The sequence below is a fragment of the Corynebacterium sp. KPL1818 genome (genome assembly GCF_000478135.1).
Lineage (GTDB): Bacteria > Actinomycetota > Actinomycetes > Mycobacteriales > Mycobacteriaceae > Corynebacterium > Corynebacterium accolens.
This window is the reverse complement of record NZ_KI515759.1, coordinates 48,612-62,355: the sequence shown is the minus strand read 5'-3', so window position 1 is coordinate 62,355 and position 13,744 is coordinate 48,612. Positions and strand designations below refer to the sequence as shown.

Below are 13,744 nucleotides of genomic sequence, written 5' to 3'. Positions count from 1 at the left end.
TTTTCTTTTTGCTTTGCGGGGTGCGGATCGGGGCGCGCGGAGGGCCCTGCTGGCCGGGGTTAGAATGGAACGCATGTCTTCTCCCGAAATCGCCGCAAAATATGATCGCCTCGTGTGGATCGACCTGGAAATGACGGGCCTCGACCCAGAGCGCCACGTCATCGTCGAGGTGGCCGCCGTCATCACGGACGGCAACCTCAATATCGTTGGCAAGGGCATCGATCTCGTCGTCCACGCCACCGAAGAGGAACTATCCCAGATGGATTCCTTCGTCACCGAGATGCACGCGAACTCCGGCCTCGACAAGGAAATCCGCCAGTCCACCACCACCATCCGCGAGGCCGAGGACGCGGTCCTGGCGCTCATCAACGAGCACTGCGAGCACCCCGCTCCCCTGGCCGGCAATTCCATCGCCACCGATCGCACCTTCATCCGCGCCTACATGCCGCGGCTGGATGAGGCGCTGCACTACCGCATGATCGACGTCTCCACCATCAAGGAGCTCGCCCGGCGCTGGCACCCGCGGGCCTACTACAACCAGCCCGATAAGGGCATGGCCCACCGCGCACTGCAGGACATCATCGAGTCCATCCGCGAGCTCGATTTCTATCGCCGCAGCGTCTTTCGCACCGATGAGGGCCCAACTTCTACCGAAGCCGAGGACCTCAAGGCCGAAACCACCGCCGATTACCAGGCGTTTTTGTAATTTACGCGGCGTGAGTTAACCTATATCTCGTTGCTTTCGCGCAACAATGGTGGTTGTAGTTCAGCTGGTAGAGCACCAGGTTGTGATCCTGGTTGTCGCGGGTTCGAGTCCCGTCAGCCACCCCAAACTCCCGAGCCCCGCGCTCGGGATTTTTTATATCTCCACCACCATTTCCTCCGAGCGGGACCTCCCGGCAAGATCCGGCATGTCTCCGGTAATCAGGAACTCATCGACGCCCAGTTGCTTGCCGATGCCCCTTAGTTCCTCCCCAACTTCCCCCACCTTCCCCCAAATATCGTGACTCAGAGACTCGTCGATGCGGCGCTGCTGTTGGCTCGTCAAGCCCTCTAGATCCAATTCGCGGGCCGGGCGCAGCGGCGCGAATTCCCCGGTGGACTGGGCCATGACCTTTGCATAGGACTCCGGCAGCAAAAGGTCGCGCGCTTGGTCCGCGGTATCGGCGACGGCGATATTGAGGGAGGAAATGATAGGTGGGGCATCGGCAAGCGCATGCTCGCGGTAGAGCCGTGCCGCCTTTTCCTGCATCTCAACAGGCCCACCCAGGATGACGCCCAATCCCAGCCGCGCCGCCACCGCAACTGACCGGAATCCGGCGAGGATATAGAGGGGCGTGCGCGAGTACTCGGGCCTCACCGTGACCGCCTCCTCGCCGCGCAGGTACCCCAATAGGGCCTCCACCTCGTTCTCGAACTGCTGCTTGAGCTCCAGCGGATCGCCCTGACGCAGGGCCTTGCGCACCGGCGCCGTAAAGCCCACCGAGGAGCCCAGTCCGATATCGATCCTGCCCGGATACAACGCCTCCAGAAGGTTGATTTGTTCCGCGACAAGAAACGGCGGGTGGTTGAGCAGCATGATGCCTGCGGTCCCCACGCGAATGCGCTGCGTGCGCGCCGCTACGTGCGCGGCCAACATGCCCGGCTGGCCCGCTGGGATGCCCGGCACGCCGTGGTGCTCGGCCAGGAAAAACCTGCGAAACCCCAGCCGCTCCACATGCTGCGCATGCTCGGCTATCCCATCGAGCGTGCCCGCCGCCCCGCGGTCCAAAATAGAAAAGCGCATGGCCACCACTGTAGCCATGCGCCTAAAGGTTGTGCGGATTATTGATTAGCGTCCGCGTTGCCCTTGGACCATTCCTCCCAGGACATGTTCCAGTCGCCCAAGCCATCCATGGGATTGAGCGTCTCGCCGTAAGTATTGAATACTCGGACGATATCGCCGCGCTTGACGGTGTTCTGGAACCACTGCGCAGCCTCTGGCGTGACGTTGATGCAGCCGTGGGAGGTATTGGAGTTACCCTGCGCCCACACGGACCACGGCGCAGAGTGCACGTAGATGCCGGAATAAGACATCTGGGTAGCCCAGTCCACCTCGGTGCTGTACCCGCCCGCATCGTGCGGCAACCCGAAGGTCTCAGAATCCATCAAGAGCGACTGGTGTTGATCGCCAATGACATAGCGCCCGTTCGGGGTGTCGTATTGGTAATCGCGGCCCAGCGATACCGGAATGGTGCGCAGGAGCTCCTTATTCTTGTAGACCTTCATGGTCTTGGTGGCGTTATCCACCAGCGCGACGGTGCGATCCCCGATGGTGAAATCCGTCCCAGTATTTTCCCCGCCGTAGATTCCGCCACCGAGATCCTTGCCGTACTGATCGACCTTGACCTCAACCTTGGTGCCAGGCTCCCAATACTCCTTGGGGCGCCAGCGCACCTCCTGGTTATTCACCCAGTAGAACGCGCCTTCCACCTCTGGGTTGGTCTTGACCGTAATCGTGTCCTCTGCCGCCTTGCGGTCGGTGATATAGGTACCGAAATTGACGCCGATGACCTGGCCCACGCCCACCTCGGAGCCTGGGATAGGCGTCATCGCCACCTTGGCGACGCCCGCGGCCTGCGAGGTGGAAAAGCTCAGGTTCTTCTTATTGCCGTCCTTGTCGGAGGCGACGATGGAATAGGTGTGGTTATAGCCAAGATCCTCGGCCGTAGTCCACTTCTTACCGTCCTCAGAGAGCTTTTCTTCTACTTCCACGCCCAGCTCATTGGTCATGGTCACACTCTTGAGCTCGGTGGTAGATTCCACGGTGACAGGCTTGGATGGATCGACGTCTTCTGCCCCATCCTTCACGGAAGCCGAAAGCTTCGACTTTTCTTTCTGCTCAGATTTCTCTGCTGAGCTCGAGGTAGTTTCCTGCTCCTCCGGGCGGTTTTCGGCGGCGGAATCAACGGAGCACGAGGCTACTACCAGGGAAATGCACGCAATGCTCGCAGCAGCAATGCGGCGGGAATTAGAGAGGGAGTTAATCACTAAGTAGACCTTAGAAACACAGTAGTTCTTTCAAGACCAATCCAGATTATCGCCTTGCCACCCCAAATACCAGAAACAAGCGCACCATTGTCCAAACTGTTATACTGCCCCGAAAACACGCTATGAACAGGCGATTTTACAGTTTTTCAACCGGGGTGCTAAAGTTTCTACTCGTTGCACAGAGAGCCGCACGGCAGGACGTCAACACTGCGCCATTAGCTCAATTGGCAGAGCAACTGACTCTTAATCAGTGGGTTCGGGGTTCGATTCCCTGATGGCGCACAACAGCGAAATCGCGAGGTATATGCCTCGCGATTTTTTCGCTTTCAAAGCTAGCAAAAAGGCCGAGCATCTCGCTCGGCCTTTGCTTGTTTTACTGCTTATTCACGCGCTGGGGCGCGACGACGGGAACACCGCGGTGCTCCACGATGTCTGCCTCTACCCCATAGACGCTTTCTACCAGCTCGCACGTGAGCACGTCTCCAGGCGCGCCCTGGGCGCGAATATGGCCCGATTTCAGCACCACCAGCTGGTCACACATGCGCGCGGCCAGGTTGATGTCGTGAATGGCCACCAGCCCCAGGCTGCCTTCCCGCCTAGCCTTCTCGCGCACCTCCTCGAGGACGAAGAACTGGCGATGCAGGTCGAGCGCGGACGTCGGCTCGTCCAAGAGCATCAGGCCCGGGTTGCCCACCAGCATCTGCGCCACGGCCACGAGCTGGCGCTGGCCGCCAGATAGCTCGTTGAGGTAGCGCGAGGCAATGGCATCCAGCCCCATCGCGTGCAGCACCTCGGCGCTGCGGGTGATGGGATCCTCGCATGCTTCCCGACGCGCCGCGATAAGCACCGTCTCAAACGCCCGCAGCGCCGCGGTGCTGGGCAGGTCCTGCGGGACGTAGCCGATGAGTTGGCGGCGGCGCTTGCCCCGCGGGCTTTCGCCATCCACCAGAAAATCCACCTCGCCCTTGTACCCGCGGTGCACGCCGGCAAGGGACTTGATCAGCGTGGTCTTGCCGGACGCGTTGGGACCTAAGAGGCCAACCAACTGGCCGCCTTCCAGCGTATCCACGTCGACCGCTTCGAGCACGGTGTGCTTGCCGTAGGCCGCGCTTATACCGCGCAGGGTAAGTTCTACGTCCACAGCGCCCTCCTTCGAGTCATCACGATGGCGATAAAGAACGGCACGCCCAAAAGCGAGGTCACAATGCCGATCGGGATGGCCAGACCAGGCTTAATCATCAGGCTCGCCGCGTGAGCCGCGCACATCACGGCCGCACCTGCGGCCATGGAGGCGGGCACGAAATAGCGCTGGTCCTCGCCCACCAGCATGCGGGCGATGTGCGGACCTACCAGACCGATGAAGCCGATGATGCCGGCGAAGGCCACCGTCGTTGCCGCCACGAGGGAGACCACGATGAGCACCACCACGCGCAGCCGGGCGGTATTAATGCCCATGGCGGCGGCGCGGGCATCGCCAAGCCGCAAGGCCGTAAGCCGCCACGACAGCGCCCACAAAATGGGCAGGGCAACCAGCAGGACGCCCGCGAGCACGCCGTTGGCGACCCAGTTGGCGCGCGTGAGCGAACCCATGGACCAAAAGACGATCTGCTGCAGCGCCTCGGCCGAAGACTGGTATTGGATAAGCGCGAGCATGGCCTGGAAGAAGAAGACCAAACCAATGCCGAGCAGCACCATCGTCTCCGCCTTCGCGCCGCGTATAATGGCCGCCACGACGATGATCGCCGTCGCCACCGCCGCCGACAGCCACGCCACCAACGCCAGGTTGAACTGCGGCTGGGTCAGCAGCTGCCACTTCAGCACGATGGAACTTGCGCCACCGAAAGCCGCTGCGGCGGAAATGCCGAGCGTAAACGGCTCCGCCAGCGGGTTATTCAAGATGGTCTGCATCTCCGCGCCGGCCAGCGAGAGGCTGACGCCGATGAGCAGGGCCATGACGGCCATCGGCAAGCGCAGCTTCCACAGCACCGTATGCGTCTGGTCATCCAGGCTCGAGGGATTCACGATGCCCCTGATGACCTCGCCGGGGCTGATGTCGATGGCGCCGACGAAGTTGCTGACCACAAACGCCACCGCCGCGATGAGGCACAGGCCCGCGACGATGCTAATGCGCTGCCAGGTGAGCTTTTTGTGTTGCTGCGTAAGGGCAGCTACCTCCGCGCTTACCATTAATTCGTGCTAAAGAAGGTTCCCTCGCCAGCAACCGGCGAGTACTTTTCTTGCGCTTGCATCCACTCCTTGTCGACGTCCATATCCTCATACGCCTCCGGGTTGATCCACTTCGCAATCTGCAGCAGCGCTAGGTAGTTGAACGGCGAGTTGTAGAACTGGTGCCACATGCCATGCAGCTTGTGCTCCTTGACCGCACGCAGGTTCTCGAATCCTGGCTGGTTGCTCGGCAGCTTGGCGATGCTCGCCTCTGCCTCATCTTCGCCGATGCCATAGCCCACCGCGGCGTAGCCGACGGGGTTGCCCTCATCGTCCTTCTTCTCGGACCAGTCGCCGCCGGTCGCAATCACCATGTCTGGGTCCGCCTCGAGGACCTTTTCTGGGGTCACGGCACCGACCTCGCCCGGGATGATGCCATCGGCAACGTTTTCACCGCCGGCCTCGTTGACCAGCTGCGCGATATTGGAGTTATTCCACGAGCCACAGCAGTCCATGACTCCGGCCGCGCGCCAGACGAAGGTCTTGGGCTTGTCCTTTACCTTGTCCGCGCGCTCCTTGACCAGGTCCACGGTCTTTTGCCACTCTTTGTTGAATTCCTCGGCGCGCTCTTCTTTGCCGAAGATCTCGCCGAAGATTTCCATGGACTTGGTGGTGTTTTCCAGCGGCTTGGCGCGGAAATCGGTCACGGCGTACTTAAGGCCCGCCTGGTCCATCTTTTCGGTCAGGCCCGCCTCTTGCGAGGCGTCATACTGGTCCTTGGACAGCACGATGAGGTCCGGGTCCAGGCTCACCAGGTTTTCCACGGTGACATCGCCCTTGGAGATAGCACCAACTTCCGGCAGTTCAGTGACCTTGGGCAGCTTTTCTTCCAAGACGTTGTAGTAGTCCGGCACGTTTTTCTTCAGATCGGATCCGATGCCCACGACTTTATCCAGCGGGTCTTCAGTGTTGAGAATGCCGGTGGCGAAGATGGAGCGGCCCTCGCCCAATAGCACGCGCTCGGGGGCCTTGTCGAGTTCTACGTCGCGGCCCGCGAGGTCGGTGAAGGACAGGGCGGCATCGTCGCTGCCGCTGCTGTTGTTGGTGTTGTTGGTTTCTTCGGCGGCGCTGCAGCCTGCCAGTGCGGTGGCGGAGGCCGCTACCACGGCCAATACCTTGGGGAATCTATATGCCCTTTTGAGTCCTTGGTCGATCGGAATCCTCGATACGAGGATAAGGGCGAACTTATCCTAACCTAACCAAGTAAGGTGGCTCAAACCTAAACGGCTTCCTCGCTGAGGGCATAATCTTCCGGCTCGCCCTTGGGCACCTCGGTGCCGTCCGCCATGGTGCGATCTTCCAATTCGCCATCCGGATCCACGATGGCGATATCGAAGCCGGCCTCGCGGATGCGCCGGAGGCCTTCCTTCAGCATGCGCCGGCCCATCCGGTTGGATCCGGTGATATGGGATAGTTCCAGTACCACCGTGCCCTCGCCGAATTCGCATTCGGTGAGCTGATGCAAGATGGTCTCCGCCGCGTTGAAGTTGATAAGGCCCTGCAGGAAGATCACCGTGAGGTCGTCCTCGGTTTCCATCCTGCGCACCGGGTGCACGCCGTAGCGCTCATCCGTGGACATCAAGTGCAGCCCCATATCCTTCGAAAGCAAGGTCAAGGCATCCACTCCGCGGACGGAATTGCCCTCCTTATTAAGCCGCGGCGAGAAGGTCGCGACCCCCAATTGGCCGGGCAGGGTGCCCAGCAGGCCACCCGAAACGCCGGACTTCGCTGGGATTCCGACCTCGGCCATCCATCGCCCAGCGCCGTCGTACATGCCCGCAGAGCTCATGACAGAAAGCGTCAGGCAGCAGACATCGGCATCCAGGATCTTCTCCCCCGTCACCGGCTGCGTGCCACCATTGGCCAGGGTGGCAGACATCACGGCGAGGTCGCGCACCGTGACCTTAATCGAGCACTGCTCCACATAGGTCGACACAGCATCGTGGGCCTCGTCCTGGATGATGTCGTAATTGCGCAGCATGTGCGCCAAAGACAGGTTCCTATCGGAGACCTGCAGCTCGGAATCGCGCACCTTTTCATCAATCTTCAACTCGCGGCCCGCCAGCCGCGAAAAGTAGCTGCGCAACTGTTCTACGCGCTCGGCCGGATCCGAATCCACGCCGTTAATCAGCTGCGTTACCGCAATCGCGCCCGCATTGATCATCGGGTTCACCGGCCGGTGGTCATAGCGGTTCAGCGAAAGTTCGTTGAAGGCCTCGCCAGATGGCTCCATACCAACGATCTCACGCACCGCATCCAAGCCGAGCTCCTGCAGCGCTAGAGCATACGCAAAGGGCTTCGACACGGACTGCAAGGTAAATTCCACCTCTGCATCGCCGGCTGAATACACGTGCCCCGTCGTGGTGCAGATGGCCACGCCGAGGTAGTCCGGTTCCGCCTTGGCGAGCTCGGGAATATAGTCCGCCACCGCGCCGCTGCGGTTTCCTCGCACCTGGGTCAAAATTTCCTGCAAATAAAAAGGAATTGGAGTTTTCATCGCGACCTAGCATACGAAAAAAGCCCCCACGGCGCGCGTGGGGGTAAGGCAGGGAAAATTAGTGGCGCTCAGACAGCAAGCGCTGCAATTCCTTCAGGTCGCTCTTGCGGCGGCGCGAGCGGAACACGGAATAGGCGATCAGCCCAGCAACGGCCGCGCCGACGCCACCGAGCACCAACTGCACGTTGCGGTCCTGCAACTTTTCGGTGGCGGCGTTCTTGGCGTCATCGACGAGGTTTTGCGGCTTGCTGCGATCCGCAATTTCATCCAGGGTGCTAGCCAGCTGACGCCGGGTGCGTTCGATATCGCGTTGAATATCTTCAATATTGCGTGCCACGGAATTCTCCTCTTAGCTTAAGTTTCGCTCTTAACGAGCTTATCTTACCGTGCAGGGCCTCCCCCGCGCAGGCCGGGGAGCACGTAAAGTGGGGTCCATGACTGAAACTCGTTTGAACGTAGGAGATACTGCCCCCGCTTTTGCGCTTGCCGATGCCACCGGCAACACCATTTCCCTTTCCGATTACGCAGGCCAGCGCGTGTTGGTGTACTTCTACCCGCGCGCCAATACGCCGGGCTGCACCAAGGAAGCCTGCGATTTTCGCGATTCCTTAGCAGAGCTCAATGACCTCAATATCGCGGTGGTAGGCATCTCCCCCGATAAGCCCGAGGCGCTGGCGAAGTTCCGCGATGACCACGATCTCAACTTCCCGCTGCTTTCTGATCCGGATAAGTCCGTCATGACCGCGTATGGCGCCTTCGGGGAGAAGAAGAACTACGGCAAGGTGGTCCAGGGCGTTATCCGTTCCACTTTCCTCGTGGAGCCGGATGGCACCATCGGCCAGACCCACTACAATGTGAAGGCCACTGGACACGTCGCGCGCGTGATGAAGGGCCTCGAGTAAGCCGGTGGAGGAGATCCTCGTCCCGCGGCGTCGGCCAGCGCAGGCGCGCAGCCGGGAGCGCTTTTCTCGCATTGTGCAGGCGGCGCGCGCCGTGCTTGTCGATGTCGGCTTCGAATCCTTCACCTTCGATGAAGTCGCCCACCGCGCCGAGGTTCCCATCGGCACGCTGTATCAGTTCTTTGCCAATAAATACGTGCTCATCTGCGAGCTCGACCGGCAAGATACTGCCACCAGCCTAGCCGAAATCGAGCGCTTTTCGCGCCTCGTTCCAGCCCCGCAGTGGCCGGATGTCTTGGATGAATTCATCGACCACCTCGCGCGGATGTGGCGCGAGGACCCTTCCCGGCGCGCTGTTTGGCACGCCATCCAATCCACCCCGGCGACGCGGGCCACGGCCGCCGATACCGAGCTGCAGCTCTTGGAGCCGCTCGCCGAGATCCTTCGCCCGCTGGCCACCGAGCACAGCGATGCGCAACGCATTGAGCTGGCGCGCTTCCTTATCCACACCGTAGTTTCGCTGCTCAATTACGCCATTTCGGGCGATCCAGACAAGTTTGATTCCGTGGTCATGGAGCTAAAGCGCATGCTGATTTCGTATCTCTTCGCGGTTGCCGCGGGATAAGTTTGTAGACGTTTATACAAGTTATCCACAGGCCGGCGCTGGGCGCGATTGGCGCCGCGGTAGCGCGCGCCTAGATTTGCAGGCATGAACGCACTGCAGGCCTATGCCACCCAGATTTCCTCGGCGATGGATATCCTCGCCGAGGCCCACGGCATGCCTGAAAGCGACCTCGTTGAGCTCGGCCTACCGGATGTCGAGGCCCGCGAGCTGCTTGCCCTAGCGGAGGTTTATTTCGGCACCACTTCCTTTAGCCGCAAGCAGCGCCTTGCCGCCGCGGGCGCGCGCCACCACGATTTGGTGACGCTGAAACTCATCGAGAAGTACGCCACCCGCGCGGCCACCAAGCGCGCCGCGTGGAACCTGCGCGTAGAGCTGTGCCGGCAACACGGACCAGCCTCCGAGATTGCCCGGCTTGCTAAAAAGCGCCTGCGCGAATGGCGCCCGCGCCGCCGGCCACCGCGCGAGGGCATACAACTCCTGCGCCGCCCGGAAGGCCCGTGGACGATGCGCATTACCGCGCCCTCGTCCTTCCTCGCGGATCTCGATTCCGCCCTCGACCCCGAAAACCCGCTCGCATCCTTCCGCGAACTCATCCGCGGCGAGGGCGCTGCCACGGTGCAGACCACGACGAACGTGATTATCCCGCTCAACGCGCTGGATCAAATACTGGAAGGCGATGGCGACGAGGTCACGCTTCGGCTCACCAACGGCTCGACCATTACCGGCGCGCAGCTCGTCGAACGCACCTTCAGCGAGCACGGGCTAGCCACGCTAATCCACCCGGTGAAGGGCCCGGTCAACCTATATCGGACCTCGCGCTTTGCCTCGGAAAAGCAGCGGCTGATGGCCGCCGCCGAAAACCCCACCTGCCCGTGGCCGCCGTGCAATCACCCGGCGGATAAGTCTCAGATCCACCACCTGCAGGCCTGGAAGCACGGCGGGATGACCAACGCAGACAACCTCACGGTGTGCTGCCCGTACCACAACGGGGTGAACCAAGACGATCCCAATGCCCCTCCCCTGCGCGGCCGCCTTGCCCGGGTAAACGGCAAGGTCCGCTGGGTCCGCTAGCGCTGCCTCACCGAGGTAGCGCTACTCGGCGTGCGCAAGCAACTGCGCGCACACATCACCGGGAAAGAGCTCTCTGGCCATCCGGGCGAAGTCTTCCCGGCCCAGCGCTCCGGCCCCCTCTGGCACTCTGCCCCACAACCGGCAGCCCGTGACCGCCGGCAGCTCGTCCACGTTCAGCCGCGTCGCCAGATCCGGCCTCGCGGGCAAACTGCCGCCGATAAGCCCCATCACGTTAATCCCGCGCCGCTGCGCCTCGCGGACGGTGAGCTCGGCGGCGTTGAGGCTGCCGAGGCCGAGGGAGGTGACGATGAGGAGGTTGGTAGCGACATCGGCAAGCGTGTAGTCGTCTGCCAAACGCACCAGCAGACCGCCGGCGCCTTCCACCAGCACCACACGGCCTGGTGCGTCCAACCCTGCGATCCAGTCCCGGAGTTCCTCTTTGCTCGGCGGCGTCATGCCCGCCCGGCGCGCCGAGAGGTTCGGTGCTAGCGGTTCGGGAAAGCGCGCCATCTCCGTGACCTCGACCCCGGCCAGGTCCCGCACCGTCGCCGCGTCGCCGCTCTTGTCCGGCTCGCCGGTCTGCAGGGGCTTGGCATAGACAACCTCGCGCCCGCTCTGGGCAAAGGCACTGGCGAGCGCCGCCGTGGCCACCGTTTTTCCCACGTCGGTATTGGTGCCAGTGACAAAGATAATCATCGCCTTCCTCCTGCTACTGCAGCGCGCACCCCGCGGCAAATCTGCGCGACCTCGTCCTCGGTGCTAATAAACGGTGGCATGGTGTAGATGAGGCGGCCGAACGGGCGCAGCCACACACCCTGGTCCACCGCCGCATCCGTGGCGCCTGCCATATCGACGTCGCTCTCCATCTCCACCACGCCGATAGCGCCCAGCACCCGCACGTCCGCCACGCCCGGCTCGTCCTCTAGCCCGGAAAGCCCGGCGCGCAGCTGCTTCTCGATGCCCGCAACCTGCCCCCGCCATCTGCCCTCTAGGATCATGGAGGTCGCCTCGGCAGATACCGCGCAGGCCAGCGGGTTAGCCATAAAGGTCGGTCCGTGCATAAGCGCGCGGGGGTGCATACCCTCGGCTACCCGGGCGGTGGCAAGCGTGGCGGCCATCGTCATGAAACCACCGGTCATCGCCTTGCCCACGCACATAATATCCGGCACGACTCCCGCAGCCTGAGTGGTAAAGAGATCTCCAGTACGCCCGAAGCCGGTGGCGATTTCATCTGCAATCAGCACGATCCCGTGGCGGTCGCACATATCGCGCGCCCCGCGAACCAATTCGTGGTCGTGGAAACGCATGCCGCCGGCGCCTTGGACGACGGGCTCAATAATCAGGGCCGCAACCTCGTCGGTAATGCAGCCTTCCAGCTCGCGCAAATAGGCTGCGCGGTCCTGCTCGCTTGCCCCACGCGTGGGCGGTGCAGGGGCAAATATCTGCTGAGCTAAGGTCCCGGTCCACATTGAGTGCATGCCGCCATCAGGATCACACACGCTCATCGCGGCGAAGGTATCCCCGTGGTATCCGGACCGCCAGGTCAGCATCTTTGTGCGCTCTGCGTGGCCGATCCCCTGCTGGTATTGCAGGGCCATCTTGATTGCTACCTCCACCGAAACCGATCCCGAGTCCGCATAAAAGACCTGCGCGAAGTCGTGGCGCGTGAGCTCCATGAGATTGACCGTCAGCCGCGCCGCCGGCTCGTGCGTGAGCCCGCCGAACATCACGTGGCTCATGCGGTCGATTTGTTCCTTGGCGGCAGCGGTGAGCCGCGGGTGACTGTGCCCATGGGCGGCGGCCCACCAGGAGGACATGGCGTCGATGAGCTGGGTGCCATCGGCAAGCGTGAGGTGGACTCCCGCGGCCGACTCCACGACGCGCGTGGGCGCGCCGGGCTCGGCGTAGGGGTGCCAGATGTGGTGGGCATCGATTGTCGCTATGTCGTTAGTAGAAATATCCACCAAATTAGATCTAGCACACACTTTCAGCCGCTATAGTGCTTTTCATGAAAGTTCTTGAACGGCGTTCAATTCGCCGCGTACCCGTGGTTTTGCCGGCGGTTGCGGGCATCGAGATGTGGGAGCGCTTCAGCTTTTATGGCATGCAAGCCATCCTCGCGTACTAACCTCCGGCGGGCTCGGTATGGAGCAAACGCAGGCCACCGCGCTCGTCGGCGCGTACGGCAGCCTGCTCTATCTTTTCACGTTTGTGGCTGGCTGGGTCAGCGACCGGCTCTTGGGCGCCGAGCGCACCCTGCTTACCGGCGCCGGGCTGTTGGTGTGCGGGCACTTTGCCCTCTCGCTCGTCCCCGGCACGGCGGGGCTCATCATCGGGCTTTTGCCGCTCGCTCTCGGCTCGGGGCTGCTCAAGACCGCCGCGATTACGATTCTGGGCGCCGCTTTTCCCGCCGAGGCCGGCGCGCGCGACGGGGCCTTCCAGATTTTCTACCTCGGCATCAATGTCGGCGCGCTCTTTGGCCCCATGCTCAATGGGTGGCTGGCGGAGGAATACGGCTACCACGCCGGATTCTTCGCCGCAGCGGTGCTCATGTGCTGCGGCTGCGCCACCTACGGCGCACTGCGGAAAAAGATAAACGTTCCGTCGCGCCCACCACACCCCACCCAGGCCCCGGGTAAGGCGGGGCTGATCGCGCTGGCGGCGCTCCTGGCCGGCGTGCTGCTCATTATCACCGTTTCTCCGGCAGCGCTGACCGTGCTGCTTCTTATCGCCACGGTGGCGTCCGCGGCCGGGCTTTTTGCCAGCATGCTGCGATACCCGCAGGTCACCGCGGATGAGCGGCGCCGCATCCTGGATTTCATTCCGCTCTTCGCCTGCTCGACAGCCTACTGGACCCTGCAACCACAAATCTACGGCGTGCTTGCGGTCTATTCGGATCAGCGCCTCAACCGAACCATCGGCGGGGTCGAGATCCCACCGGCTTGGACGCAATCACTCAACCCGCTATTTATCCTGCTGCTCTCGCTGCCGTTGGCGGCGGGCATGACGCGCTGGGCCAACTCGCGGCGCGCGCTCATGGGCTGCGGCATCATCTTCGCCGGTGCAGGCATGTTCCTCCTGCTGCCCTTTGTCGGCGGCGGGGAAAATTCCACGCCGTTCCTCGTGCTAGCGGGCACCATCTTTTTGATGTCTCTCGGCGAGCTCTTCATCGGCCCAGTGGGCATGGCCGCATCCGCCGCCCACGCGCCGCGGGCCTATGCCACCCGCTTTTCCGCGCTGTACTTCCTCACCATGGCCATCGGCACCTCGCTGGCCGGTTCGATGTCGCAGCTATACGATCCCACCTCGGCATCCGCCGAAACGACCTACCTTCTCATCATGGGCGGCGTCCCCGTCATCCTGGGGCTGGTGCTCCTCCTGCGGCGCAGGTAGGCT

13 protein-coding genes, 2 tRNA genes and 1 pseudogene are annotated in these 13,744 nt (G+C 62.3%); 7 read left to right on the top strand and 9 right to left on the bottom strand.

What is annotated here, in order from left to right; genetic code table 11:
* The first annotated feature begins 64 nt into the window (after positions 1–64).
* Together orn and HMPREF1261_RS06120 are read left to right on the top strand one after the other, a co-directional pair.
* Positions 65–706: an oligoribonuclease gene (orn, locus tag HMPREF1261_RS06125; protein ID WP_034658133.1), complete on the top strand. Its 642-nt coding sequence runs from the start codon at positions 65–67 to the stop codon at positions 704–706.
* 49 nt (positions 707–755) lie between these two features.
* A tRNA-His gene (locus tag HMPREF1261_RS06120) sits at positions 756–831 on the top strand.
* A 28-nt stretch (positions 832–859) separates the two neighbouring features.
* Here HMPREF1261_RS06120 and HMPREF1261_RS06115 read toward each other — a convergent pair.
* Positions 860–1,804 carry an MsnO8 family LLM class oxidoreductase gene (locus HMPREF1261_RS06115; RefSeq protein ID WP_023030319.1) on the bottom strand — a complete coding sequence of 315 codons (945 nt, stop codon included), beginning with the start codon at positions 1,802–1,804 and terminating at the stop codon, positions 860–862.
* Between the two features lie 20 nt (positions 1,805–1,824).
* The gene (locus tag HMPREF1261_RS06110; protein WP_023030318.1) at positions 1,825–3,030 is read right to left on the bottom strand and encodes an Ig-like domain-containing protein; all 1,206 of its coding nucleotides are present in this window, start codon (positions 3,028–3,030) and stop codon (positions 1,825–1,827) included.
* 209 nt (positions 3,031–3,239) lie between these two features.
* Here HMPREF1261_RS06110 and HMPREF1261_RS06105 point away from each other — a divergent pair.
* Positions 3,240–3,312 (top strand) — tRNA-Lys (locus HMPREF1261_RS06105).
* Between the two features lie 91 nt (positions 3,313–3,403).
* Here the strand turns inward: HMPREF1261_RS06105 and HMPREF1261_RS06100 are convergent.
* The 5 genes from HMPREF1261_RS06100 to HMPREF1261_RS06080 form a co-directional block, all read right to left on the bottom strand.
* Positions 3,404–4,171 carry an ABC transporter ATP-binding protein gene (locus tag HMPREF1261_RS06100; protein ID WP_005284479.1) on the bottom strand — a complete coding sequence of 256 codons (768 nt, stop codon included), beginning with the start codon at positions 4,169–4,171 and terminating at the stop codon, positions 3,404–3,406.
* Entirely contained in the window at positions 4,162–5,217 is a 1,056-nt protein-coding gene (locus HMPREF1261_RS06095) for an iron ABC transporter permease (protein ID WP_005284482.1), read from the bottom strand. Before HMPREF1261_RS06095 ends, HMPREF1261_RS06100 begins: the two co-directional genes overlap by 10 nt.
* A complete protein-coding gene (locus tag HMPREF1261_RS06090; protein WP_023030317.1) occupies positions 5,217–6,362 on the bottom strand; it encodes an ABC transporter substrate-binding protein in 1,146 nt (381 codons plus the stop codon). The genes HMPREF1261_RS06095 and HMPREF1261_RS06090 overlap by 1 nt, the downstream gene beginning before the upstream one ends.
* Positions 6,363–6,475: 113 nt before the next feature.
* Positions 6,476–7,753 carry a glutaminase gene (locus HMPREF1261_RS06085; protein ID WP_023030316.1) on the bottom strand — a complete coding sequence of 426 codons (1,278 nt, stop codon included), beginning with the start codon at positions 7,751–7,753 and terminating at the stop codon, positions 6,476–6,478.
* 58 nt (positions 7,754–7,811) lie between these two features.
* A complete protein-coding gene (locus HMPREF1261_RS06080; RefSeq protein WP_005277817.1) occupies positions 7,812–8,090 on the bottom strand; it encodes a DUF3618 domain-containing protein in 279 nt (92 codons plus the stop codon).
* Between the two features lie 97 nt (positions 8,091–8,187).
* On the opposite strand from HMPREF1261_RS06080, the gene bcp reads away from it, so the two are divergent.
* The 3 genes from bcp (at position 8,188) to HMPREF1261_RS06065 (ending at position 10,348) form a co-directional block, all read left to right on the top strand.
* Complete coding sequence (gene bcp / locus HMPREF1261_RS06075; protein ID WP_034658130.1) at positions 8,188–8,655, top strand: thioredoxin-dependent thiol peroxidase; 468 nt, start codon at positions 8,188–8,190, stop codon at positions 8,653–8,655.
* 4 nt (positions 8,656–8,659) lie between these two features.
* Positions 8,660–9,277 (top strand): TetR/AcrR family transcriptional regulator, encoded by a 618-nt coding sequence (locus HMPREF1261_RS06070; protein ID WP_023030314.1) that lies wholly within the window; start codon positions 8,660–8,662, stop codon positions 9,275–9,277.
* Positions 9,278–9,361: 84 nt separating this feature from the next.
* Complete coding sequence (locus HMPREF1261_RS06065) at positions 9,362–10,348, top strand: HNH endonuclease signature motif containing protein (RefSeq protein ID WP_023030313.1); 987 nt, start codon at positions 9,362–9,364, stop codon at positions 10,346–10,348.
* Between the two features lie 21 nt (positions 10,349–10,369).
* Here the strand turns inward: HMPREF1261_RS06065 and bioD are convergent, their stop codons facing one another.
* Together bioD and HMPREF1261_RS06055 are read right to left on the bottom strand one after the other, a co-directional pair.
* The gene (gene bioD, locus HMPREF1261_RS06060; RefSeq protein ID WP_023030312.1) at positions 10,370–11,044 is read right to left on the bottom strand and encodes a dethiobiotin synthase; all 675 of its coding nucleotides are present in this window, start codon (positions 11,042–11,044) and stop codon (positions 10,370–10,372) included.
* Positions 11,041–12,306 carry an adenosylmethionine--8-amino-7-oxononanoate transaminase gene (locus tag HMPREF1261_RS06055; RefSeq protein WP_369707786.1) on the bottom strand — a complete coding sequence of 422 codons (1,266 nt, stop codon included), beginning with the start codon at positions 12,304–12,306 and terminating at the stop codon, positions 11,041–11,043. The genes bioD and HMPREF1261_RS06055 overlap by 4 nt, the downstream gene beginning before the upstream one ends.
* Positions 12,307–12,356: 50 nt before the next feature.
* On the opposite strand from HMPREF1261_RS06055, the pseudogene HMPREF1261_RS06050 reads away from it, so the two are divergent.
* A pseudogene (locus HMPREF1261_RS06050) lies at positions 12,357–13,741 on the top strand (peptide MFS transporter).
* The last annotated feature ends 3 nt before the right edge of the window (positions 13,742–13,744 follow it).

Coding starts and splice junctions, on each gene's coding strand:
- bcp (WP_034658130.1), top strand. CDS start 8,188: ATGACTGAAACTCGTTTGAACGTAGGAGATACTGCCCCCGCTTTTGCG.
- HMPREF1261_RS06065 (WP_023030313.1), top strand. CDS start 9,362: ATGAACGCACTGCAGGCCTATGCCACCCAGATTTCCTCGGCGATGGAT.
- HMPREF1261_RS06095 (WP_005284482.1), bottom strand. CDS start 5,217: ATGGTAAGCGCGGAGGTAGCTGCCCTTACGCAGCAACACAAAAAGCTC.
- bioD (WP_023030312.1), bottom strand. CDS start 11,044: ATGATTATCTTTGTCACTGGCACCAATACCGACGTGGGAAAAACGGTG.
- HMPREF1261_RS06115 (WP_023030319.1), bottom strand. CDS start 1,804: ATGGCTACAGTGGTGGCCATGCGCTTTTCTATTTTGGACCGCGGGGCG.
- orn (WP_034658133.1), top strand. CDS start 65: ATGGAACGCATGTCTTCTCCCGAAATCGCCGCAAAATATGATCGCCTC.
- HMPREF1261_RS06085 (WP_023030316.1), bottom strand. CDS start 7,753: ATGAAAACTCCAATTCCTTTTTATTTGCAGGAAATTTTGACCCAGGTG.